Annotated in this window: 20 protein-coding genes and 2 pseudogenes; 8 read left to right on the forward strand and 14 right to left on the reverse strand. The window is 69.2% G+C overall.

Annotated elements, in window-relative coordinates; translation table 11 throughout:
* Positions 1-95: 95 nt before the first annotated feature.
* A complete protein-coding gene (locus AB0D66_RS21940; protein WP_362305911.1) occupies positions 96-848 on the reverse strand; it encodes a hypothetical protein in 753 nt (250 codons plus the stop codon).
* Complete coding sequence (locus tag AB0D66_RS21945; RefSeq protein WP_362305914.1) at positions 845-2074, reverse strand: ATP-binding protein; 1230 nt, start codon at positions 2072-2074, stop codon at positions 845-847. Before AB0D66_RS21945 ends, AB0D66_RS21940 begins: the two co-directional genes overlap by 4 nt.
* 777 nt (positions 2075-2851) lie before the next feature.
* Here AB0D66_RS21945 and AB0D66_RS21950 point away from each other — a divergent pair.
* From AB0D66_RS21950 to AB0D66_RS21960, 3 genes and pseudogenes are all read left to right on the forward strand, one after another.
* Positions 2852-3331, forward strand: a complete 480-nt coding sequence (locus tag AB0D66_RS21950) for an ATP-binding protein (protein ID WP_362305917.1) — start codon at positions 2852-2854, stop codon at positions 3329-3331.
* Positions 3331-3639: pseudogene (locus tag AB0D66_RS21955) on the forward strand (aldo/keto reductase); the annotation flags it as partial. The gene AB0D66_RS21950 and the pseudogene AB0D66_RS21955, both read left to right, overlap by 1 nt.
* A gap of 124 nt (positions 3640-3763) precedes the next feature.
* The gene (locus AB0D66_RS21960; RefSeq protein WP_362305921.1) at positions 3764-4399 is read left to right on the forward strand and encodes an aldo/keto reductase; all 636 of its coding nucleotides are present in this window, start codon (positions 3764-3766) and stop codon (positions 4397-4399) included.
* A 98-nt stretch (positions 4400-4497) separates the two neighbouring features.
* On the opposite strand, the gene AB0D66_RS21965 is transcribed toward AB0D66_RS21960, so the two are convergent.
* Together AB0D66_RS21965 and AB0D66_RS21970 are read right to left on the reverse strand one after the other, a co-directional pair.
* The gene (locus tag AB0D66_RS21965) at positions 4498-5226 is read right to left on the reverse strand and encodes a 2'-5' RNA ligase family protein (RefSeq protein WP_362305925.1); all 729 of its coding nucleotides are present in this window, start codon (positions 5224-5226) and stop codon (positions 4498-4500) included.
* Positions 5227-5240: 14 nt separating this feature from the next.
* A complete protein-coding gene (locus AB0D66_RS21970; protein WP_362305927.1) occupies positions 5241-6596 on the reverse strand; it encodes a hypothetical protein in 1356 nt (451 codons plus the stop codon).
* A gap of 519 nt (positions 6597-7115) precedes the next feature.
* Between AB0D66_RS21970 and AB0D66_RS21975 the strand changes: the two genes are divergently transcribed.
* Both AB0D66_RS21975 and AB0D66_RS21980 read left to right on the forward strand, forming a co-directional pair.
* Positions 7116-8021, forward strand: coding sequence for a helix-turn-helix transcriptional regulator (locus tag AB0D66_RS21975; protein WP_362305931.1), 906 nt, complete (start codon positions 7116-7118; stop codon positions 8019-8021).
* The gene (locus AB0D66_RS21980; protein WP_362305933.1) at positions 8018-8254 is read left to right on the forward strand and encodes a DUF397 domain-containing protein; all 237 of its coding nucleotides are present in this window, start codon (positions 8018-8020) and stop codon (positions 8252-8254) included. The genes AB0D66_RS21975 and AB0D66_RS21980 overlap by 4 nt, the downstream gene beginning before the upstream one ends.
* A gap of 306 nt (positions 8255-8560) precedes the next feature.
* Here AB0D66_RS21980 and AB0D66_RS21985 read toward each other — a convergent pair whose 3' ends face one another.
* From AB0D66_RS21985 to AB0D66_RS22000, 4 genes are all read right to left on the reverse strand, one after another.
* The gene (locus AB0D66_RS21985; RefSeq protein WP_362305936.1) at positions 8561-8902 is read right to left on the reverse strand and encodes a hypothetical protein; all 342 of its coding nucleotides are present in this window, start codon (positions 8900-8902) and stop codon (positions 8561-8563) included.
* Positions 8903-9306: 404 nt separating this feature from the next.
* Positions 9307-9867: a hypothetical protein gene (locus AB0D66_RS21990; RefSeq protein ID WP_362305939.1), complete on the reverse strand. Its 561-nt coding sequence runs from the start codon at positions 9865-9867 to the stop codon at positions 9307-9309.
* Positions 9868-9905: 38 nt separating this feature from the next.
* Positions 9906-10772 (reverse strand): hypothetical protein, encoded by an 867-nt coding sequence (locus AB0D66_RS21995; protein ID WP_362305941.1) that lies wholly within the window; start codon positions 10770-10772, stop codon positions 9906-9908.
* Positions 10773-10903: 131 nt separating this feature from the next.
* A complete protein-coding gene (locus AB0D66_RS22000) occupies positions 10904-11068 on the reverse strand; it encodes a hypothetical protein (RefSeq protein ID WP_362305944.1) in 165 nt (54 codons plus the stop codon).
* A gap of 1870 nt (positions 11069-12938) precedes the next feature.
* Here AB0D66_RS22000 and AB0D66_RS22005 point away from each other — a divergent pair.
* From AB0D66_RS22005 to AB0D66_RS22015, 3 genes are all read left to right on the forward strand, one after another.
* Positions 12939-13310 carry a hypothetical protein gene (locus AB0D66_RS22005; protein WP_362305946.1) on the forward strand — a complete coding sequence of 124 codons (372 nt, stop codon included), beginning with the start codon at positions 12939-12941 and terminating at the stop codon, positions 13308-13310.
* A gap of 140 nt (positions 13311-13450) precedes the next feature.
* Positions 13451-14416: a hypothetical protein gene (locus tag AB0D66_RS22010; RefSeq protein ID WP_362305949.1), complete on the forward strand. Its 966-nt coding sequence runs from the start codon at positions 13451-13453 to the stop codon at positions 14414-14416.
* Positions 14417-14620: 204 nt separating this feature from the next.
* On the forward strand, positions 14621-15454 hold the full coding sequence (locus tag AB0D66_RS22015; RefSeq protein WP_362305952.1) for a hypothetical protein: 834 nt from the start codon (positions 14621-14623) through the stop codon (positions 15452-15454).
* A gap of 30 nt (positions 15455-15484) precedes the next feature.
* Here the strand turns inward: AB0D66_RS22015 and AB0D66_RS22020 are convergent, their stop codons facing one another.
* The 6 genes and pseudogenes from AB0D66_RS22020 to AB0D66_RS22045 all read right to left on the reverse strand — a co-directional run.
* Complete coding sequence (locus AB0D66_RS22020; protein WP_362305955.1) at positions 15485-16264, reverse strand: hypothetical protein; 780 nt, start codon at positions 16262-16264, stop codon at positions 15485-15487.
* Between the two features lie 169 nt (positions 16265-16433).
* Positions 16434-16556 (reverse strand): hypothetical protein, encoded by a 123-nt coding sequence (locus tag AB0D66_RS22025; protein WP_362305958.1) that lies wholly within the window; start codon positions 16554-16556, stop codon positions 16434-16436.
* Positions 16557-16835: 279 nt separating this feature from the next.
* On the reverse strand, positions 16836-17036 hold the full coding sequence (locus tag AB0D66_RS22030; RefSeq protein WP_362305961.1) for a hypothetical protein: 201 nt from the start codon (positions 17034-17036) through the stop codon (positions 16836-16838).
* A gap of 60 nt (positions 17037-17096) precedes the next feature.
* Positions 17097-17309, reverse strand: a complete 213-nt coding sequence (locus AB0D66_RS22035; protein ID WP_362305963.1) for a hypothetical protein — start codon at positions 17307-17309, stop codon at positions 17097-17099.
* A 555-nt stretch (positions 17310-17864) separates the two neighbouring features.
* Complete coding sequence (locus tag AB0D66_RS22040) at positions 17865-18032, reverse strand: hypothetical protein (protein WP_362305966.1); 168 nt, start codon at positions 18030-18032, stop codon at positions 17865-17867.
* Between the two features lie 946 nt (positions 18033-18978).
* Positions 18979-22023, reverse strand: a pseudogene (locus tag AB0D66_RS22045) (Tn3 family transposase); the annotation flags it as partial.
* Positions 22024-22215 lie beyond the last annotated feature (192 nt).

Genomic DNA, 22215 nt, shown 5'->3' on the forward strand with positions numbered 1-22215 from the left:
CGTAACCGGATCCTCGGTCCGGTCCGCAGCGGCGCGCTTGCGGTCTCGGCATGGGCGCACGTTGGCTTCATGCGGGGTCGGTCCGTGCGGCGGTGTCAGGTCCGCCGTACGGACCGGCGGCTGTAGGTGGTGTGCGATGGCAGCGTGACCTGGTCGGCGCACAGCAGCCTTGCTCGGTGCCGGTACAGCCACGCTGTGATCGCTTCGATCGACTGCATCTGGTCATCTGGGCGGGTGTCGGCGGGCGCGAGGTCGGCGGTGGAGCGGACCACGAGCAGCTGCACCCGCCCTTCTTCGATGTCGCTGAGGAGCCGCGAGAAGCCGGGCCGCTGGTCGAGTGGCCATCCACGCGTGGCCACGTCGTGTTGGCGCACGGAGACGTGCCGGCAGTGCGGCCCGCTCACTGCTTCCAGCCGCTCGTGCTCGTCCCACAGCGATTGCTCCGTGTCCAGGTGGACATACGTCGCTGCCACGGTGTGCCGGGCCAGGAAATCCTGCGTGATCTGCACGGTGTTCTCCAGCGCCCTCACGAAGGCGGGTGCCGGGCGGGTGGGGTTGGCCGGGGTGATCTCCTCCTGCCACGCCCGCGCCTCGGCGACCGCGTGCCCCAGCTCCTGCGGGAGGGGCGCCGCTTCGAGGAAATACAGGACCGACTCCAGCTGTCGGCGAAGCTCCTCGACGCGCCAGACCCGGACATGCGCCTCACCGTCTGCTGCGCCGCCCGTGTGTTGTTGATGAGCTGGGCGGGCGGCCGTTCCTGCCCCGCACCCGGCGGGAGCGACTTGCCGCAGGGCGTCCGCGTGCCGCCCCCGGAACCTGCGCGTCTCCCGCCCGTGCGCCCCGCTCACTGCTGGCCCCAGCCGTGGTGCTCCACGAACCTTCCGCCGCCGTGATCAGTCCCAGCCGCGCCCTGAACAGCAGCGGTGCTGGGGACTTGGCCGTGACCGGCGGAGCGGACCGCCTGGCTGAACTTGGCCATCCGCTGCCCTGCGCCTGCCCTGGCCGCGTTGACGTCCGTCTCGTCCACCGTCGGGCTGTGGTGCAGTGGCTCGTCGAGGACTGGCGGCTGGACGAGGAGCTGCCCGGGGAGGTGGAGGATGGCACGGACACCGCGGCGGTGATGTGGGTCCAGCCACACCTGGAATCCGTGTTGGCGAGCGAGGGCGCCAACCGCGGGGAATCCCAGCCGCGTGCCTAGTGTGGCAAGCGGAAGCCGGTACTGCCCGGGCAACACCGCGGCCGCCCGCTCGTATCCGTCCGGGCTCAACATGGGGCCGATGCTGTCGACGATCAGGTTGAGGCCGCTCGGCGCTTCCATGAACCACACGGAGACGGGACTGCCAGGACTCGAATGTCGGGTGCCGTTCTCCATGAGCTCGGCCAGGGCGATGGCGATCGGCTCGGCCACCCGCCCCCGGACGAAGGTGTCTCGCCTGTTGGTGATCGCCACACGCTGGTAGTCCTGGACTCGAGACGTCGCGCCGCTCAGCACATCCATGAGGGGTAGGTCTGGACGCGGGCTGCTCACTTCATCGCCCAGCAGGACGCCGATGATGTGCATCCGCTGGGCCAGCAGGGTTGCCCCGTGGTCGACCGCGAAGGCATGCGCGAGAACCTCCTCGTCCGCGACCTGCGCGAGCAGCCGGACCGTCGCGCTCTGTTGTCGGGCCGCCAGCGCAAGCAACGGCTGCAGGAGCACTCGGACTTGAGCTTGCACTGACTTCTCGGTCCGGGTTTCGACATCACGAACGAAGCCAGAGGCCTGGCGTAATACCGCCTGCGAGGCCCTGCCGAACTGAGTGGAGGAAAGCTGCGGATGCAGGAGAGGCCCGGCCTGTGTCAGGTCGCCCGAGCCGGGGATCGCCATGAGGGCGGGCAGACGAACGGCGGTCAGGTGCGCGACCTCCTGATCGCGGAACTCGATCTCCTCCCCTAGGGCGGCGTTCTGCTCCCGGCTCTCCTCGAGCGTGGCGTTGGCCCGGATGGCGGCCCGCCGGAAGTACCAGGTGGCTGCGGAAGCAGCAGCCAAACCGGTCGGTGCCACAGCCAGCACCACGTCGTGCAGGACCGCCATGTCAGTTCCTCACGGACAAAGGAGTGGAAGTACGAAGGACGAGGCATCGAATCGCGCCCAGGCGGCAGGCAGGACCGGGAGTGATCACGAGACTGCTCCTGGGTGGATGGGCGTGGACCGACTACCGCGGAGTGCATCTGGGTTTCGCGGCAGCCGGGACGGCGCGGCGCATACCGGCGCGCTGCGTCTCGCTGACGGTTCCGGGACCGGTCGGCGGCGGCACCCGCACACGGTCCCCCAGAGATCGGAAGTCGCAACCCACGGGCGAGGCCCTACGACACACGGTGAAGGGGAGGGCCGTGTGACGTTGGGCTCGGGTCCAGGTGAAGCCGTGCGCAGGCCTGAGACGTCGAGCGTGGTGCGGCGGACCGGCGCGGGAGCCTGGAACGAGGGAAGCGAGGTGCCTGACATCTGTTTCTCTCTACGAGTGGACTGAACCATCGGACATAGCGCGTGCGCCGTGCCCAGGCCGGCGGCCGATAGAAGGGGCCGAGACGCTCGGCACCGACTGCTTCCACGGTGACGGTGATCCTTCGGCACCGATACGTCGAACAGCCGCCACTTAGTGGCCACTTCGGCAAACAGACACGTCGACGAGCTTGGGCTGTTCGCCGGTTCTGTCCGGATTCCCCTCTGCCCCGTGCGAGCTCCGGCTTTGGGAAGTGGCGAAGAAGTGGCACGGGCCCCGCGTATCGGTGCCACGCGCCTTCCGGCACCGTTACACCAGGGCCGACCGCGGCCCACGCCGCAGGGCGTCAGGAGTGCGAGGAGACGAGAGTGCCCCCGACAACCGCCGACCTGCTCCGTGACCAACGCCTCGGAGAGCTGGTCAACCACCGCGACATCAACCTCATTGGCTACGAAGCCCCGCAGCAGTTGGCCCGCTCCGAGGTACGCACGGCTCTGACGGGCCGAGCCAGCCAGGAACAGGTCGATGAGGCGATCCTGGTAGCAAATGAGCTCGTTGGTAATGCCATCGAGCACACCGCCGGCCCGCTCGCGCTGACCCTCGACATCTTCGAGAACGGCGCCGCGGTAGGTGTTGTGGACTGCGGCACGGACGTCGGCGCAGTGCCCGCTGCTCCGCCCACCCTGACCATCTGCCACACGGACGGACCAGTAGACCCCGAGACGCTGCCGTTGGGCGGTCGCGGCATGTTCCTCGTGACCCTCTACTCGAGCGCCCTCTCAGTGGAGAAGACCGCCGGCGGCAAGCTGGTCTTGGCGCTCTTCATCCTGTCCCGCGGTGACCGTTGATGCTGTCGCAGGCCCTGACGCCCAGGCATCTGAGCCGAGACGTGTTCGTCCACCCACTCGGCGTGAACTGCCATGTCACAAGACTCGATGCGGATGGACGCTCGTCTGGCTCGGACGAACAGAACCTGGCCGACGAGCGTTTCCTAGACGGACTGCGACGCGCCGTGGAGTGCGGCGCCACGCTCCTGGACACGGCCGATTCCTACGGCCAGGGCCACTCGGAGCGGCTGATCGGCCAGCTCCTGCGCGAATATCCCAACGCGTTGCTACACCTCAGCAGCAAGGTCGGCCGGCTGCGGGGCTCAGCGCCCCACCCCTACGCCGGCCGCCACATTCACCACCAGCTCCAGCAGACCCTGGAGAACTGCTACGCCCGAGGAGCTCGCGCTCTACTCCCTCGATTCGTTCGACTTCGGTCCCCACGACCGCTACTTGGGTACGGCCATCGAGCAGATGCATACGCTCCGCCAGATCGGCGCGATCAAGGCGATCGGAATGCGCGGACCGCACCCGCGCTACGGCGCGTCGCCAGCGGAGCAAGCGGCGCATGCCGAGCGCTTCCTGTACCTGTTCCGGTTGATCAACCCTGATGTGCTCTGGACCCCGTTCAACGCGCTCACCCCGGCCATCCAGCTTGAAGGGGAGAATCTGTTCTCCTTCACCGCGCGGCGCGGTGTCGGGTTGATCCTGGCGGCACCACTCGCCCACGGACTCCTGACGGGCAACCGCGCGAGGCCCGGGCAGCAGGACTGGTGTACGACCAGTGAGGCCTTCACGCCGCGGTCCCTGGAGGCGGTAGCCTCCGGACTCCAGGTCCTGCGCGAACACTTCGGCAGCGCGCCTGGGACCCTGACACGGCTGGCCCTCCGCTCAGCCCTCCAGCGTGCCGACCACTGCATCGTCGTCGCCGGCCTCACGGACGAACGGCAGGCAAACGAGAACTTCGGCTGCCTGGGAGATGCCCTCACCGACGCCGAACTCACACTGATCGGCGACGTCTACGCTCGGATTCGCGCAGGCTTCGAGGAAGCAAGCGCTCAGGGCGCGGCTCAGGGAGTTCGCGTATGAGACCAGGCCGAGCCTGGCAACCCTTTCATCGGCGCTGGAAACCCGGAACCGGCCCGTGGCCAGAGACCACGCAGTCGTGCTGCCCCGTCGAAATCGATCTACAGGGCGGCTGCCCCGGACACGCGGAGCGGAATCTGCTCCACGAGGTCCCACCGATAGGACGTGGCCTCACGTCGGAGCTCGACGAGATCCACCGAGGTGATGTCGAGCAGCACCGGAGACAGCACGCGTAGCCGTTCGACCCGCTCGATCACAGGTCCGGCTGGGCGTTCGCAATTGTTGTACTGAACACCCAAATGAGGTCGGAAGGCTGAAGTGGGCTTGCCGCCTGGCACACCAGCCTTGCTGCCGATCGCGCCAAGTGCGGCATGCAGCCCCACCAACTGACGCCAGGGCGAGAGCGTGAACCGCAAGGCGCCTCGTGATCCAGCGAGGGGATGTGCGGCCAGTTGGAAACTGTCGAACGCCAGATGTTCCGCCAGGCCGACGAGATGCTGAATCTGGGCCGGCGGGACCTGGGCTACGTCCCCAACCCTGTTCATGGTGACGTGCAGTCCATCCTCAGGCACTGCATCCATGCTCAGCTGCGCCAGCTCGTCCTGGCAGTGCCGAGCCCGGCTGATCAGGGCCGGGCAGCTGGAGAAGGTGAGCATCCAGTAGTACGCGCGCCGTCCGGCGGACCATCCCGGCCGGGACCAGTGATCGGCCATCCGGTCAACGGCAGCGAAGGCGTTCCAATCGTGTTCGACGATCCCCCGGGCGTCGTCAAGGTCCGGAGGAGGCGTAGGAGGGAACGCCCGCGGGTCGACATCCAGCTCGGGCGTCACAGATCTCCTTAGTGCTACGGTGCGGAAGTCAGGCGTGAACCGACGACGATCAGTTCGGCCTGCGGCCGCGATCGCCACGTACGCAGCTCCTCGGCATAGTCCCCTACGTCGGGCTCGTCATGCCAGCGAACAGCCTGTTCGTACAGTTCGTTCGCCCGCTGCCACACGGATTTGATGGGCGCGGTGGTTCCTGCCCGCAGGGCGTTGCGGCCGAGAGCCATGGCGTGTTCGACCTCGGGAGACTCCCGCTGGAGAAGCGCAGTCGCTACGTCCAGGCCCACCAGTGCGCGGCTCCATTCGGAGTCGGAGTGTGCGATCAGGTCGTCGATTTGGCTGGCGTACGTCAGGACCTCGGCCGTGTCACCGAGCGAGAGCCGGGCGGTGACGGCGTTCGCGAGGGAGCGGGCAACGGAGTAAGGCGCGAAGCTGATGCACGAGGTCAGGCCATCGGCGAGCGACGGCTGTCGCTCCGACAAGTGCATCGCTTGCCCGATGGCCAGTTCGGCGCCACGACGTTCTCCCAGTCGCGCGAGGGCCCTCGCGCGACCATTGACGAGTAGCCGGATTGCCTGGCCGCTCTCGGGATCCAGCGCGATTCCAGCGAGGGCTGCCTCGTCGGCCTCCGGGTACCGCTTCTGGTAGTAGAGACCGAGGGATCGAGTGCCGTGGACCCACATCTCCAAGTCGCTGTCACCGATCTCGCGAGCCAGGCTCCCGGCCTCCGTGCAATAGGCGTCTACGACCTCGAAGGCGGCGCCGGCGTTGACCGCCATGTAGGCAAGGAGTCCGGCCGCGCGGGCAGCCAGACCGAACAGCTCCGCTCGGACCCGGGGCGGCTGCCGACCGTCCAGGACGGTGTGCACGAGCTTCCTCAGGAGCCGTGTCTCACCCGAAAGTTGCTGAGGCCCGAGCATCTCGTAGCGGTCGACGATGCTCTCGATCGACGTGGCGACCATCAAGAGAAGCGGAGGCTCCGCATTCGTCCCCGTGAGTGTTCGAGCCTGGGTGACGATCTCTACGGGGTCGTCGAAGCCGAGTTGCTGAACAGTCGGCACGGACACCACAGTGGTCGGGGGAGCCATTCTCAGGGTGCGCGCGCCTACCGGCTCGAAGAGACGCTCGACCGACATGTGGAACATGTGGCGTAATACCAGGTAGAACTCCCGGCGCGGGGTCCCCTTGATCCCTTCGCCCTTGCGTCCAGTCCAACGGTCAAAGCTGCTTCGTGACACCTCGACGCGGGCAAGCTGAGGGTCGTTCTCCTTCTTTGCGGCGCGCTCGGCGGCCTTGGCGAAGTGGATGCAGAACTTCTCGTACGAGGACCAGCCGTTCTCCTGGAGCAGCAGTACGAACCGCGTGGTGCTGGCCATCGGTCATCCCCCTCGTAGTTGGTCGCGAACGCCGCCTCGCGCATCGAGAACATCTGGAGCCGTGCTGAACAGATCAGAGCAGGGGAGGCCAAGAAGACGCTCCAGCACTCGTGCGGCGTCTGGCCAGGGTTGCCCGTACCAGACTCCCGACATCCAGCGATCGAACGTGCGTCTGGCCACCGTGAGGCTGGCCAAATGAGAAGAGCCGGCCTCCTTGGCGAGCTCGAGCGCCGCCACCTCGAAGTGGGGGCAGAACACGCCCCAGCTGTCCCAACTGCGCTCCTCGAGGAGAACGCGGAACAATGTGGGGCGGGGCATCGTGGCAGCCCTCCTCGGACGAAGGTTGGACGAGCGGTGACCGGCGCAACCAGCGGCATACGCCACAAGAAGCGACGGAGCCCGTACGCTTCGTGACCCTGGCTAGGATGCTCTTCGCGGTGTGTTCGGCGCAACACAAGCGAGCAATTTGCTCGATAGTTTTGGTTGTCGGGATCGCGGCGAACCGTCACACTGACGACCATGTCGGACGCTAATGAGGCACCGTGGTCACTGACGCTCAGTGAAGTCGGGAAGCGCCTTGAGTCGCTGCGCGAGAACAGGGACCTGACGCAGGTCACAGTTGTGCGGCTGCTTGGTGAGCGGGGCATCAAGACGGACTCCAGCGCGCTGAGCCGGATCGAGAGCGGGAAGCGGCGCACGGTTCCACGCGAGCTGGTCGAGGCACTGATGGACTGCTATCAGGCCGATGTTCGATCCCGGGAGCAGATCCTCGATCTGCTGAGCGTCGATGCGACTCCGGCGGGCCGCCGACGCCGGCCCGCGCTGTGGCGGCGCCACGCGGCGCTCCTCGGGCCGATGAACTTTGAGGGCTACCTGGAGCAGGAGCCGCGCGCTTCGCTTCTCCGCAACTACGAGCCGGAACTTGTGCCGGGCCCTCTCCAAGGGGAGCGCTACGCCCTGCACGCAATCGCCCGGATGCGCCCCGAGCTCAAGCCGGCCGCGGTCCAGGGCCTCGTTGACGTCCGTATGGACAGGCAGAGGAAGATTGCTGACGGGGCACTCCGCGAGTTCCACGCGCTGATCGAGGAAGGCGCCCTGCGCCGTATCGTTGGCGATCAGAGCGTCATGCGCGACCAGTTGGAGCACCTGGTGCGCGCTGAAGAGGACCCTCAGAACTCCATCCGCATCCTTCCGACCAGCGTCGGCTGCCATCCGGGGCTGGCAGGCGCGTTCATGCTCATGAGCTTCCCTGAGGCCAATCGCGACGTCGTGTGGGTCGAGACCATGAATCGTTCGGTGTACTTCGAAGAGGAGGAGGACGTGGATCGCTACACCGAGGTTTTCATCGATCTGTGGGGACGGGCGCTCGATTCCGCCACCACGCGCGTCCGCCTCAAGGAAATGATCAAGGAGCTCTCACAGTGACAGCGCGCAAGCCGGACCCGTCCTCATTCGACCTGACGGCGATCGAATGGACGGTGTCCAAGTACAGCGGGGGCGGCGGAAACTGCGTTCGCGTCGGCGTCCAGGACGGCTGGGTTCTGGTCGGAGATTCCCAGAATCCCGACCGGCCGCCCCAGGTATTCAGCCCCGCTGAGGGCAAAGCGTGGCTGCTCGGCGCCAAGGACACTGATTTCGACTTCCTCCTCAACCTCTGACGCTGAGCCGAGGCAAGTGGAGGTCACTGAGCTGACCCTTGCGGACACCGACGCCGGCGTTTTGGCGCGGCTGATCCTCGCGGGGCGGTCGAGGGAATTTGACACCCCGCCGCCCACCGCGCGTCGCGGCTGCTGGCCCTTGCCCTGACGGTTGCGCCAAAGGCCGGGGGACTACTCCGCGAACGGTCAGTTCCGCGGCTCCACAGTGATCTCCTGTAGGGCAGTTGTCGGCCGTGCCGTAGCTCTGCTGGTGGGGCTGCTGCCCCTGGTCCGCGACCAGGGGCAGCAGCGGGCGGCTATCGCTTCTCAGTGGAAGACGGGCAGGCCCTCGCGCAGTGTGTGGGCGATGCGGCCCAGTCCGGCGGGGACGAGACCGAGGCCCACCGTGCTCTGGTCGCGTTGCGCGGTGGAGACGACCCGGGGCTGTTCACCGCGGCGGCGGCAGACGAGGAACTCCTCCTGGTTGATGTCCACGCAGTAGACGAAGCGGGACTCGATCCGGTCCGGGGCGAGGTGATTGACCCGCAGGCCCTGCGCGTTGGCCTGTTGTTCCGCCTCGGTCGGTTCCCGGTCTGCGGGTCGGCCCCAGCCTTCGGACATCATGGCGATCCCCGCGACGGGGGCGTCGGCGTACGGGCGCCGCTCCACTGCGGGCGGGACGGGGGGCAGGTTCTGGGCCAGGCGGGTGATCGCGTCGGCGGGTTCCCGCTCGGGGGCGAGCCATGTCCAGGCGGGGACCAGGCGTAGTTCGATCGCCCGGGGTGTCGAGGTCGATGAGGTGGATGGTGAACAGGCGGGCGGGCTTGTCCCATCCGCGTCGTTCTCCCTCGCGTTGTTCGATGGCGGCCAGTGCGGTGGCCATGGCGTCGGCCATCTTGTCCTCGCACAGGTTGAGGGGTGTGCCCGGCATGAGCACACGTCGCTTCTCCCACATCTCCATGAGGCGCTCTTTCGTTGGAGCCCGGGTTCGGGCGTTGGCGGCCCGTGCGCTGCGTAGGCGCGGCGCACGGGCCGGGGGCGGGATGGCCGACCGGCTACGGCCGGCGTGTGGTTCAGGGCTGGTCGCGGTACCAGGTGAGGAACTGCTGGGCGCGGGCCTGGTCGAGGTGGACGGTCAGTCCGCCGTGGTCGTCCCGGCTCTGGAGAACCCCGGCGGGCGGGCCTTCCGAGGTGTTGGAGCCGGGCCAGCTGGCGATCAGGGCGTACAGGATTGCGGTGGCCGGTCCTTCGGCGACGAACTTGAGGACGATCGTCAGGGCTTCGTCGTCGATGTCGAGGGAGACGAGGCACGAGGTTTCGGCGCGGAGCCGGTCGAGGAGGCTTCGCTGGTCGGGCACGGCGGCGCTGAAGGCGGCGGAGTTGGCCTGGGCCTGCGCGGTACGGGCGTAGAAGGTGTCGATCAGCTCCTGTGCGCTGGCGCGCAGACCTGTCTCGGTGATCTGGTCGAGTGCGGAGACGGTGCGTTCGCTGGTCCCGGGAGGCGTGCTGGAGTGGAATCCGATCTGGCGCTGGGTGTTGTCGGCGTCCAGGAGGGTCAGGATGGTCAGGTTGAGGATGGGGTGGAGGAGGATCGTCCACTGGTCGGGCAGCGGCTTGGGGTACGACGTGGCCATGGAGTGCTCCGGGGCGGTGTGCGAGTGGTGGAGGCTCTTCAGAGAGCGGCGTGCAGGACCTGGTGCAACGCGGTGCGGGTCGCGGCGCGCTGGTCGGCGGTGATGTGGTCGGCGAAGGCGAGGTGGAGGCGGACCACGGTGGTGCCGTCCTCCTGGCGGGCGACGGCTACGGGGTCAGGAACGAGGTGTGCGCCCGCCATGCCGACAGCCCAGCGGGCGAGGTCGGGGGCGGCGTCGAGCAGTTCCCGGATCGCGCGGTAGGCCGTACTGCTCTCGTCACCGAGGGACTGCCAGGTGCGGGGAGCTGCCGTGCCGACGGTGTGGGGGATCAGATGGTCGCCGATCCCTTCCCCGACGCCGGACTCCGCGTCCAGGCACAGGAGCAGCATCTGGTGGATGCTGGCGGCGGCGGTACGCAGATCCGCGGCGGAGTACGGTGCAGCAGGAGACGGCGGCTCCGTGGCGGCGGCCCGAAGCGCGGCCGGCAGAGCAGCAGGACCGGGATTGCCCGCGCCTTCGTCCTCACCTGCGGTCTCGACGGCGTAGGCTCGGGTGGCGCAGTTGTCACACCGGCCGTCCCTGCTGTCTCCGTCAGCGGTGGCCTTCTCGCAGTCTTCTGCTGAGCAGAACAACTCCTCATAGGTCTGCTGGGGGATGAACCGCATCTCGGCTGCGGCGCTGTCGAGGGTGAGGATGCCGTGTTCGCCGATTCGGGCAGAGGCGGTATAGCGCGGGGCTCGCCGGATGGCGTGCCAGACGTCGATTCCGTGAAGGACGCGGTGCTCGGCGGCTTCGGGCCGGATCCAGACCGCGCGGTCGCGGACCTGGATGACGTACTCGGACTGGAAGTCGATCGCGGCCCGAAGGTCGGCGGCAGTCACGGGGGTGACGGCGGTGTTGGGCATGGCGAGGCAGCTCTCTGAAGATCGGCGGGCCGGGCGGGTGGTGTGGGCGCCACCGGGGCGCGTGGGACCGCGCGCCCCGGTGGCGGGTCAGATCCGGTCGATGCGGTCGCCGTCAGCGGTGAGCGTGAGCATCAGCCGCTGGTGGCGTGCTGGGCGTCCCAGGCGACGCCCAGCTGGCGCAGCTGCGGGTGCGGGTTCCAGTGGGTGACGGTCCCGGTGGCTCCGGTGGGGAGCGGGTCGTGCTCATCGGTGCACTGGCGAACTCGGATCCGGTCTCCCGGGGTGAACTCGGGCATCACGTCGACTCCTACGTGAAGGGCTGGTTCTGGTGGTCGCGGAGCAGGCCACCGACCATGGCGGTGAGGTTGGGCGCCGTACTCAGCGGTGCTCGGTCTCGCCCTGGTTGTCGACTTCGACAAGCAGCAGACGGGGATGGTCGGCTTCGTGCTCGATGTGCACGTAGGGCACCAGGTGCTGGCCGCTGCACCAGGACGCTGACTCCGTGGACCCGCAGCTCGTAGGTGTCGCTGGGCATGCTGCTCTTGGGGTCCGGGTCGGCATCGGTGACGGTGAGCAGGGCTTGTCGCAGCGTGCGCTCCGCACTCGGGCGGCGGCCCGGCATGGTCGCGGTGAATACGCCGAGTCCTGTTATGGAGATGGTGGGCCGCCAAGGCGAGGTCCGCCACGTTGTGGGGCTGGTAGAGAAAGGCGCTGCTGAGGGCCAGGGCTGCGCCGGGCAGTCCGTAGAGGGCGCTCCAGCGCCACCACCTGGAGGATTCCGGCCGGACTGCGGGCGCGGGGCGGGGCGAGAGTTTGAGCACGGGGGTCTCCAGGGTGGGCAGGCCGGAAAGTCCGGTGGGCGGGGGATGATGCGGTGTGGGGTCGGCCTCGCGCTTTCGCCGCTCAGGCATATTCCGAAAGTATACAGAGTCATGGAATTAAGCAAGTGTTTTCTGTTCTGCGGGTGAGTTCGCCATGGGCGGCCGGTCTGCCGCGCGGACCCGCTCTGGCGTGAGCTGGGCGGCTGGCCCCGGCCCAGCCGGTCGCAGGCTCCCGGCCACCCCTTGTCCGCCGGCCGTGGGGGTGGAGTGCCCAGCGAATCCCGCGGACCCTCTCGGGATCGGGGTGGCGAGGCTGCGGTAGCGCCACGTGTCGAGTGTGCCGCCTTCGCGGTGGTCTCGTCGGCGATGCAGGCGGGCGGCGATGATCCGGCTGATGGGCCGCCGGCTTCCTCGCGGGCGCTGGGGAGTTCGGGGAGGGGGTGGGGTCGCCTGCGGTCGGCTTCGGGCTCGCCTTGCCGTGGCGCGCCCTGCGCGAGCTGGGCCGGCCACGCCGCTGAAGCTGCGCCGGGGATGGGGTGGCCGCGCTCATGCCCAGTCGTCCGTTCCGTTGTGGTGGTCGTCCACGTCGCCCGGTGGCGCAAAGGAACGCGGCCCATTGCCTAAATCTATGAATCTGATTATTGTCGGAGTGTGGCCCGGGGGAGTGCCCGCCCGCCCCCACCCTCATGGGGCGCAGCACGCCCACACACCCGCCCTCGACGTCCGAGGCACCCACAAACCCTCGGCCGGGAACACGCCCCGGCGTCGGCCCATCTAGTCAGGAGCAATGGACATGACGGTAACTGGATCTTTCGCCCGACGGCTACGGCCAGCGGGCGGACGGCCGAAGGAATGGAGTTCGCGCCCACCTGGCTGTGCCGGGGTGGGCATTGCAACAGCGGGTGAGGGACCGGGCGGGGAGGGTGTACTACGACGGGGTCTCACAGATTCCCGGTGGACAGCCGGTCCAAGAGTTCCCGGACGCGGATGGCTCGGCATTGCTGCTGGTCTGGCGGCGACGGAAGTCGGAGCCAGTCCCGGAAGCAACGGATACACCGGACGAACTGTGGCGACTCTCGGACGCGGGCCGGGTGGGAGCGCGAACCATTGACGGGTCCCCTTTGAGAACGGCCATTTCCTGCTCGGGCCTACCCCTGGCGAGCACCCACCGACGTGCTTCCTGAACCTCCCCACTCCGTTGGGACCGGTGCGACTGAGGCACGGAGGAGGGCTGGTCGCTACCAAGAATTCCCTCAACATGGCGCGTCACCGTGCGCCCACCACCCCTCAACTCCCCATGCCGGACCCGACTACAGGCGGGTCCGGCAGCCTCGGAAGGAACACGATGTCTCGCACTCTCTCCGTCACGGAGTACCGGACGCTGCTGCACGATGCGCTGTCCGCGATCCTGGACACCGACGCCCTCACCATGCCCGCCGCGCTGATGTACACCCCCAGCGCCCACCGCCCGGCCCTGTACGCGGACAGCTGTGTCGTACGCGGAGGCCCGGGCGAGGGGAAGACGTTCTGGGTCCGTGCCCTGACCGATCCTCGGATGCGGGCGGTCGCCGCACGCGAGTACCTCATGCCGAGGCTGGAGCGGACCGAGGCGGTTGTTGGCTACGGCGTCCAGCCGGAAACGGCGCAGCCGACCGCCGGGGAGCTGCGCGCCTTCACGGCGTTGAGCCGAGCGCCCTGTGGAGCGCCGTCGCCCTGACCGCCCTCGGTGTCCCGGACCTCGTCAGCCGGGCTACCTGGACCGAGCGTGTCGACTGGCTGATCCGCAACCCCGGCGCGACCGCACGGTCACTCGCCGAGTTCGAAGCCGCCGCGCGCACCGACGACACCACCCGGCTCGTGCTCTTCGACGCGCTGGACCATCTCCACCCCGACCGCGGCCGGGCCGAGCACCTCGCCTCCGGCGTGCTCAACCTCGCCGTCACGCTGTCGCGGCAGACCACGCGGCTGCGACGCGCGAAGGTGTTCGTCCACCCGGACATGCTGGACGGAGCCCTCTCCGGCGTCCCCCGCGCCGATCGCGGCACCCTGAACGTCCACGCCGCCGACCTCTCCTGGGGCAGGGCCGACTACCTCGGCCGCCGGGAGCGCAGCGACCTGTACGGGCTGTTCTTCCAGCTTCTCGGAAACCGCGACAGCGCCGAGGCCGCAGCTTTCCGCGCGGCCTGGCCGACCTGGGAGCGGACCGAAGACGGACGCTTCCTCGCGCCCGCCGAACTGCGCCACGACCCGGCGGTCCAGGAAGGGGCGTTCACCGCTCTCGCGGGCCGGTTCATGGGCGTCAACGCCCGCAACGGCTACACCTACACCTACCTCTCTTGCTACCTCCAGGACGCCCGCGGGACCGTCACTCCGCGCCCGTTCCTCGCGGCCTTGGCCAGCGCCCTCCTTCACACCGAGGGCAGCCACCCGGACCACGACCGCCCGCTGCACCACGAAGGCCTCCGGCACGGCGCGCACTGGGGGGCGCGGCCCGAGGAACTCGACCGGGCGATGCCGTGGGTCCGCCTCACCCTGGAACCGCTGGCAGGCATGCAGCTCCCCATCGAGGAGGACGACGTCCTCGCCCTGTGGGAGAAGGCCGGGCTGACCGCCCGCCTCCTGGAGGCTGCACGGGCGGCCGAGAACGACGCCCGCGCCTTGCGGACCGGGCCGCGCGCCATTTCCAGTCACCCGCAGTTGGTGGAGGAGATGATCAGCGCCGGGGTGATGAGCCGTCGCACCGGCGGACAGCTCGACTCGTACCGGCTCGCCCACCGCATGGGTCGCCGTGGTGGAGTCAGGCGAGCCGCCCCGGCCGTGTAGCCCGTCCCGATACTCCCGCAGCCCAGGTGCGACCGGCCTCCCGCCGTTGCACGGGGGCTGAGCCGTATCCCGGCCCGGCCGCGCTCCAACCAGGGGGCCCGGGGCACCGGCCGGGAGGCCAACCTCCTGCGCAAGGTACGCCCCAAGCCTTCACCCGCCGTTGGTGGGTGTCTCGCCGGCTCTGGACGCATGTAGGCTGACTGGATGGGGGACACGATGAGCTGGCTGGTTCGGATGGCCGGGATGGCTGGACTTGCCGCGCTGCTCGGAGCAGTTTTCGTCGCCTGGGCACGCCGGGAATTTGGCCGTGCGATCACTCTGCTGGTCTTCGCCTTCGCTGGCTCGGTCGCCATGTACGCGGGCCCGGACCTGGCGGCGGCCATTGCGGGTGACCCGGCCCGGTCCGAGGGCGGCACCGTTGGTGAGGGTGATGCCAGCGGGTTCCCGTTCTGGGTCCTTTGGGCGGTACTCGGTGTGGCTGCCACGGCCGGCGTCGTTGGCACGGTAGCTGGATTCCTGGTCCGTCGGCGCCGCCGCAGGGCGGACAGCCGTGGACGGGCTGCCGCCGACCTTGCTCGGCGCCATGCCCTTGAGACCGATCACGACAAAGTCCGCGAGGCGTACGGGGAGTACGCCTCCGATGTGCTCGAATTCCTGGACCGGCCGGCCCTCGCCAATGTCACCGACTCCCGCACCGTCGCGTTTCTGCACGCGATGGACGCCGCGGCGGACGCCCGACGCGGTGTTGACCTCGATGCCTACCGGCAGGCCGTCAGTTCTTTGAAAACCGCGTGGCAGGCCGCCGACGAACACGCCCGCAAGTCGGGCACCCGCCACTTGCCCGAGGCGGAGCGGGCTGCCATCGCCAAGGCCCGCGCGCTCCTCGAACTCGCGCTGGACGGCCGCGGCGGCGACTACGAACGGCAGGCCGCTTACGCCAAGGCGCGCGCCCTGCTCGACGGAGTGGTGACCATCCCCCGGCAGGCCGTCGCGCACCTCGAAGCACGCCACCGTCTCACCCTCCCCGCGAAGCGGTGAAGAGCGCCGGACACCAGGATCCCGCGCGCATTATCGGCCCGCTCTCCTCATACCCGGCGTGGTGGTGCGCTGGCGTCTCCATGGCCAGCCTCGTCGGCGAATCGGCCGCACCCTGAACAGTCCGGCCGGCAGACCGCCCGGCACGCCGCCGCGGAGAGACGACCGGTGGCGTAAGCGGAGCCCGGCCGCGCCTGATGGCCCGGCGGGGGCGGTCACATCACACTGATCAGCACCGGGTGGCCTGAGGGAAGACGCCCCGTGGCCGTCGATCCCGAAGGGGACGCCGGGGCAGGTGCGCAGGGCGCGCACGCCGGTGGACGCCATCTCGAGCGCAGCCGTCGGGTCGCCGGCGCTGTCAACGAGCAGCTGGACGTACACGCGCTGGGAGTCGTCACGCACCTCGAGTCCGCTCAGGTCCACCGGCAGGGCGGCAAGAGTGCTGGCCCACGGCAGGAGACCGCGCAGGAGGGCAGCGGTGTCCGGCGTGGAGGTGGTCCGGTCGGCCGGGGCGCGGTTGCCCATCGTGGGGTGGGTGCTGGCGACGAGCAGGAAACCTCCGGGCAGGTCGGCGGTCAGGGTGTAGGTGTAGGAGTCGGCGCGGAGGGCGGAGAAGACCGGGGCGGCGCCGGTCGCGGCCGCGAGGCGGTCCACGCTGGTGCGCTGATCGGCCATGGTGACGCCCTCGGCGAAGGTGCCCTGGGCGTCTCGACCAGCGAGCGTGAGCTGCAGGGGCTCCAGGGGGCCGGCGCTGTCCAGGACGGGCGGCGACTCCGCGCAGCAGATCGGGAAGGGCAGGGCGCATGCCGTCATTGTTCCCGCACCGATAAGAGTGCCGCTACACGATCGAGAAGGCCCGTACCGGGATCCGGCCGTACAGGCGCGGCCGGATCCCGCCGGCGAAGCCAGGCAGATGGGCAAGGTCGAGGTGGGCGCGGCACGCGAGGGCTGCCCGGCCAGGGACTCGCCTGCAGGTGACCGGCTATCGGCGGGCGTCCTGGACTGTGTGTTCGGGGACGCCGAGGTAGCGGGCGAGGGAGGCCGGGGTGTGGGCCGTGAACGTGCGGGTGCTGCGGTACAGCGAGATGTCGTCCGGGCCGGTCATCTCGAATCCGTCGGCGGACAGGTCGATGCCGACGGCGCCGGCGTCGATCGCCGCGAGCAGGGCGGCAGCGAGTACCTGCTCACCGGTCCGGTCGGTGGCCTCGGCCTGGCTCTGCCACGGTGCGGGCTGAACGTCATCGGTTGTCTCCCAGGTCGATGTAGGGCAGGTAGGCGTATCGGTCGTCTGTGTCCAGGTCGCGGAGCTCTTCGGGAAGGGAACCGAAGACGACTCCGGCTTCCGCCAGCTCCTGGACGATGTGAAAGAGCGCGATCCCGCTCGTCAGATGATGATGATGACGTCGTCGAACGTCCGTAGTGTGCTCCCGTCAGCGGAGATGGCGCGCCTGAGGACGACTGAGTCGTCGTCGGTGAGGTCCAGAACGATGTGCGCGGCTTCGGGGAACAGCCGACGCAGCAGCGCGGTGAACGCGATCTCCGCAGCGGCCGACTCCTCGTTCAGCCGTTCATGTGCGGCGGGCATCCGGGCGTATGCGGATACCTGCTGGCCGACGATGCCGTCGGTGATGTCGGACTGGTCCGGTTATTCGTCGCCTTCGCCTTCCTGCACTATCAGGATGCGGGCTCGCTCGGCCAGTTCGCGTTGCCGATCGGAGAGGTCGGCCCGGTTGCCGTACAGGGCATCGACGGCGGTGCGCACCAGGCCCTCCACCTCGATCGGGGTGAAGCAGGCGCTGATCCCGACGAGTTCGACGCAGTCGGGGGTGTGGGATTGGAAGGCAGGGGGATGGGACATTTCTGGCTCCGGTTGCGGTTTGGCTGTGGTTCGCTGGCGGAGGGCCCCAGGTATCCTGGACGGTCAGAAGCGCTGGCGCGCGTCCTTAGGACTTGCTGATGGAGTCCAGCGCCAGGTGAGCAGGGAGCCGGTCATGGCGGTGTGGTCCATCCGCCGCCAGTGGGTGGTCATAGCAGTACTCCAGGGGGGATTGGTGGTTCGGGTCACAGGCGGGTGTAGGCGGCGAGGACGATGCCGAGGACACCGTCTGCGTTGGCGTCGGGGTCGGTGACCTCGTTGTCGTCGAAGAAGGCGGCGGGCAGCAGCGCTCCGTCGGCCTGATATTGGTAGCCCTCACGTTCGGTGTCGAGTGCGAAGTCGAAGGTGAAGTTCCACGTGCCGTGCTCGTGGACCGGGGCGGTGGCGAGGTCGATGCCCTCGCCGGGCCGTCTCCCAGCTCGTCCAGTCGGATGTGAAGGCGGGCCGGGCGAGTCGGGCGATCAGCAGGCGGGCTCTCGTCAGGGAGTGGAGCTGGGTTAGGCGGGTCGCCGGGGTGGGCGGCGTGCCGTCGGTGGTCTAGTAGACGTCGTACATCGGGTGTTCGGGGTACCGGTGGGAGCCGTGGACGACGAAGGTGCGCCCGTGGTCGGTGATCTGCCAGCGCAGTCGCTCGGCGGGGGCGCCGGTCGGTTCCGTGAGCTGGACGGCATTCTGTTCCTGGTCCCAGGCAAGCGGGATCGGCAAGAAGGTGTCCTTCACATGGTGAGGAGCGGGCGGCCGTCGGGCGCCCTTGACGAGGCCGTACGACCGGCACCGGCGGTACAGCCGTATCGGCTGGCTCTCTGGGGCCGGCAAGAGGAGGCAGGCACCCCACAGCCGCTCGATTCCTTAAATCTAGGACGGCCTCGGGGAATCGGTACAGCGGTTATCGGTGAGAACGATCTTGTTCAGGGTGTGAGGGTGCTGACCCTGTTCTCGTACTCGCGGCGGGCCTTGCGCTGGGCCGGGACCGCGGGGAGGCCCTGACCGCCGTCGAGCGGCTGGCAGCGGGCGAGGAGCCCTCGGTGCACGGCGGAGACGGCGTTGACGCGCAGGGTGTAGCCCTGGCCGCGCCGTACGGTCGTCCCCTGGTCGAGCGCGGCACGCTCGGCGGGCTCCAGCTCGGTGGTGCGGAGGTAGTCGGCGACCTTGCCCGGCATGTCGAGGGTGACCGGCAGCTCCGGGGCGGGCACGTCCTCCTCGCTGGCGGTGTGGTCGGGCAGGAGGTCGGCGACGGCCGTGCGGATGGCGCCGCGGCTGCCCCGGTGCTCGCGGGCGAGGGCGGCGATGGAGCGCCCTTCCAGGTACGCGGTGCGTACGTCGTCGGTCTTCGCGGCCGCCACGGCGGGGCGGCGCCCGCCTTGCTGCCCTTGGCCTCGGCGGCGCGCAGTCCGTCGTAGGTCAGCTCGCGCTGGAGTTCGCCGGCGGCGGCGAGGGTCTGGACCATGAACTTCACGGTGGACAACAGCTCGCCGGTGCGCGGGTGGCGGGCGGTCAGGTCCATCGCGGAGAACGCGCCGTCGTGGATGCGCAGTGCGAGACGGTCACGGTGGAGGACGTCGAGCACGTCGAGGATGTGCTGGTTGCCTCGCACGAGGCGGAACATCTCGGAGATGTGCACCGTGTCGCCCGGCCGCGCGTACGTGACTGAGGCGGTGAAGCTGTAGCGGCCGAGCAGGTTGAGGTTGCGGTGCTTGAGCGGAGACAGGAGGGCGATGTCCTCGTCCCACAGTTCGTGGCCCTCGGCGCGGAGCTGAGTGACGGCGGCGTCGATGTACTTCGTGGTCCAGAGCACGATGGCGTTGAGGACCAAGCCGAGCGCGCCGAGCTGGTCCTCCATGCCGTCGCGGTACGCCTGGTGGATGGTGCCGCGCTTGCCGTGGCACACGTCCCTCGCCAGCTTGTGGCGGGACTCCTGCACGGTGAGCTGCCGGTTCATCTGCTGCCGGTAGGTGTCGTCCACCGGATCGACCACCCGCAGCAGGTGCTCGGTCTTCGCGATCCGCCCGTACTCCGCGAACGCCGCCCCCAGCGGCGTCGGGCGCCCGTCGCGGCCGAACACCCGCAGCAGGTCGTAGGCGCGGACCTGGTTGGTGACCAGGGAGCCAGCGACCTTCAGCATGTCGGGCCAGTGCGTGATCACCTTGTTCAGGTTGACCCGGTTGCGGGCCAGGTCCTCCACCGCGCCGTAGTGCCCGGTCTGGACGCCGGGCAGGGTGGCCCGCCAGAACCGCTGGTCGTCCAGGTCGCGGAACCGCGGGCTGAAGTTGTAGCCGAGGATCTTGAACAGGCCGAACACCATGTCGGAGTACGAGGCGTTGTCGGTCGCCACCATCTCCGGCTTCACCCCGCCGTCGAGGTTCAGCAGGGCGTCCAGGATGTGCAGGGAGTCGCGCGGGGTGCCGGGCACGACCATCTGCCCGATGCCCGCGACCTGGTCGTTTACGGCGTTGAGCCAGGTGATGCCGCGCTTGAAGCCGAAGTACTTCGGCGAGGGGGCGGCGTTGATGGTGCGCACCGGTACCTGGAAGCGCAGCCCGTCCACGGAGGCGAGCAGCCCGTCGCCCCAGTAGCGCACGATCGGGATGCCGGTCTGGGCGGCGATGAGCCGCGCGTTTGCCGCGGCGATGGTGTCGGCGCGCAGGTAGTACTGGTCGACGTGCACGAGCCGGGCCCGGGTCAGGGCCTCGTAGCCGGGGTTCACCACCGGGGTCAGGCCGATGTTGCACGCCTCGGACACCAGCAGCGCGACCACCGAGGTGGGCAGGTCCTTGATCCGGGTGGTGCCGTCGCCGAGGTGTACGAAGGCGTCGAGGAACCCGGTCCAGGCGTTCACTTCGAACAGCAGGTCCGGCAGGTCGATCTTCGGGAGCGTCTGCTCGACCCGCTTGCGCAGCCAGGTCAGGGACTTCGGTTCGCCGAGAGCACCGAGCTTGTCGACGTTCAGCTTCACCCGCCCGTCGTCCTGCACTTCGATGGACACCTTCGCCGCCGGCCCCGCCTCCTCCAGACGTTCGGCGAGCTGCTTCCACCCGGCGTCCAGGCCCCGCACCAGCTCCGCCAGGTGCTCGGTGACGGGCATATCCAGGCTCAGGGCCGCCAGGACGTCCTCCTTGACCGCGTCCCAGTCGGGCCCGTCCAGCAGGCGGGCGCGCGGATTGGACCAGCGGTGCGAGGGCGCGGCGAAGACGTCGCGGTTGTTCAGGGCCCGGTACAGCTGTTCCAGCACGCACACCACGTAGGCGTCCCGGTCCACCGCGCCCTGGGGCAGATCCGGGTTGGCGTACACCGCCTTGCGCCACGCGGGCGGCACGAGCTTGTCCTCCACCTCGCGCGGCAGCAGCGGCTTGACGCCCACCTTCCGCCTGGCCAGCGCCGGCCGACCGCGCACCCCGGCCAGGACCCGCTTCCCGGCACTCGCCGCGTCCAGAGCCTTCGACTCGCCCAGCAACGCGAGGAACGGACGGACCGTGGCGTACCGGTTCGTGAGCGCGGCCCGCATGGCGACCTCGGCCGAGTTCTCGTCCTCGGGCACCAGCGAGACCACGGTGGCCGCCGCGGTCATCACGGCGGCGCGCGGGGCGACTTCCTCTACGGCCGCCCAGAGCGTGGCCAGGTCCAGGTCCGTCTCCTACTCCTCGACCAGCTCCAGTTCCTCGAACAGCACCTTCGCCGCCCGCGCGAGCACCCGTGACGTTTTCTCCAACTGCGGCAGCGTGGACAGCCGCTCCTTCTCCGTCTTGCGCTTCGCCGTGTTCTGCAGCCGGGTAGCCATGAGGACTTGGAACAGGTCCAGGGCCTCGTCGATCGCCTTCGCTTCCAGGTGCCGCATCACCGCGGTGAGCATCGCCGTGCGCTTGGGCTCCGCCGCCCGCTCGAGCAGCGGCGCCTTCGAGCCCAGCGCGTACCGGGCCAGCGCCGCCATCCGGTTCGGCGGGATCTGCGACAGCCTCAGCCGCCCGAGCCGGTACGCGCCGATCTCGTCCACCCGCTCCAGCGCGCGGGCGAACGCCGTGCCCGTCGTCCGCGTCGGCGGCCGGCGCAGCCGCTCCAGCTCCGAGAACCGCGAGCCCTCCGGCGTCTTCAGCGTCGCCACCAGGTCCCCGGGCAGCGCCGGGTCCGCGCGGCGGGCGGCGCCCGCGACCGTGGCGTGCAGGCGCTTCTCCGCGACCTGCCGCGCCTCCGACACCTGCCGGGCCAGCACCGACACCCCGGGCAGCAGGACCCGGTGACGGCGCAGCCAGCCCACCGCGTGGTCGAACAGCGCCTTCGGACCCTCGGCGTGCGTCCACGCCCGCCCGTGCAGGAACGTACGGAACCGCCGGCCCCACTCGGCGTCCTCGTAGGGGTGGTAGCCGTAGGCATCCCGGATCTCCCACGCGTGGTCGTACAGCGTCTGGCGCCGCTCCGTGTACCGCTTGACCACGGACGGGTCCTCGATGCCGAGCTGCACGGCCAGGTGCTCGACCACCGGCCAAGGCGCCGCGAGCGGGTCCTCTAGGAACAGCCCGACGTACCGCACCGTGCACATCTGGAGCGCGAACCCGAGCCGATGATGCTCCGTGCGCCGCAGGGCGATCAGGTCCCGGTCCACGTCGTCCAGGAAGAAGAACCGCTCCAGCTCGGGCCTCGTCGGCTCCTCAGCGAACGTCCCGTACGCCTCGGCCTGCTCATCGCTCAGAAATTCCACCGGCACGAGCCGGACCGTAGCCAGCCCCGGACCGGGCCCGGAGGCGTTCCACCGAACCCCAGCGGCGAAGTGGATCACTGTGCTAGACGTCCACGATCGTTCTCACCGATAACCGCTGTACGGATGTTCCCCGAGGCCGTAGAGGCCCGCGGGTTCAGGAAAACCGAAGTCTGTTCAGCGGGAACTCGCGGGTCGGTC

Source organism: Streptomyces sp. NPDC048270, assembly GCF_040652335.1.
In the GTDB taxonomy this organism is placed as follows: Bacteria; Actinomycetota; Actinomycetes; order Streptomycetales; family Streptomycetaceae; genus Streptomyces.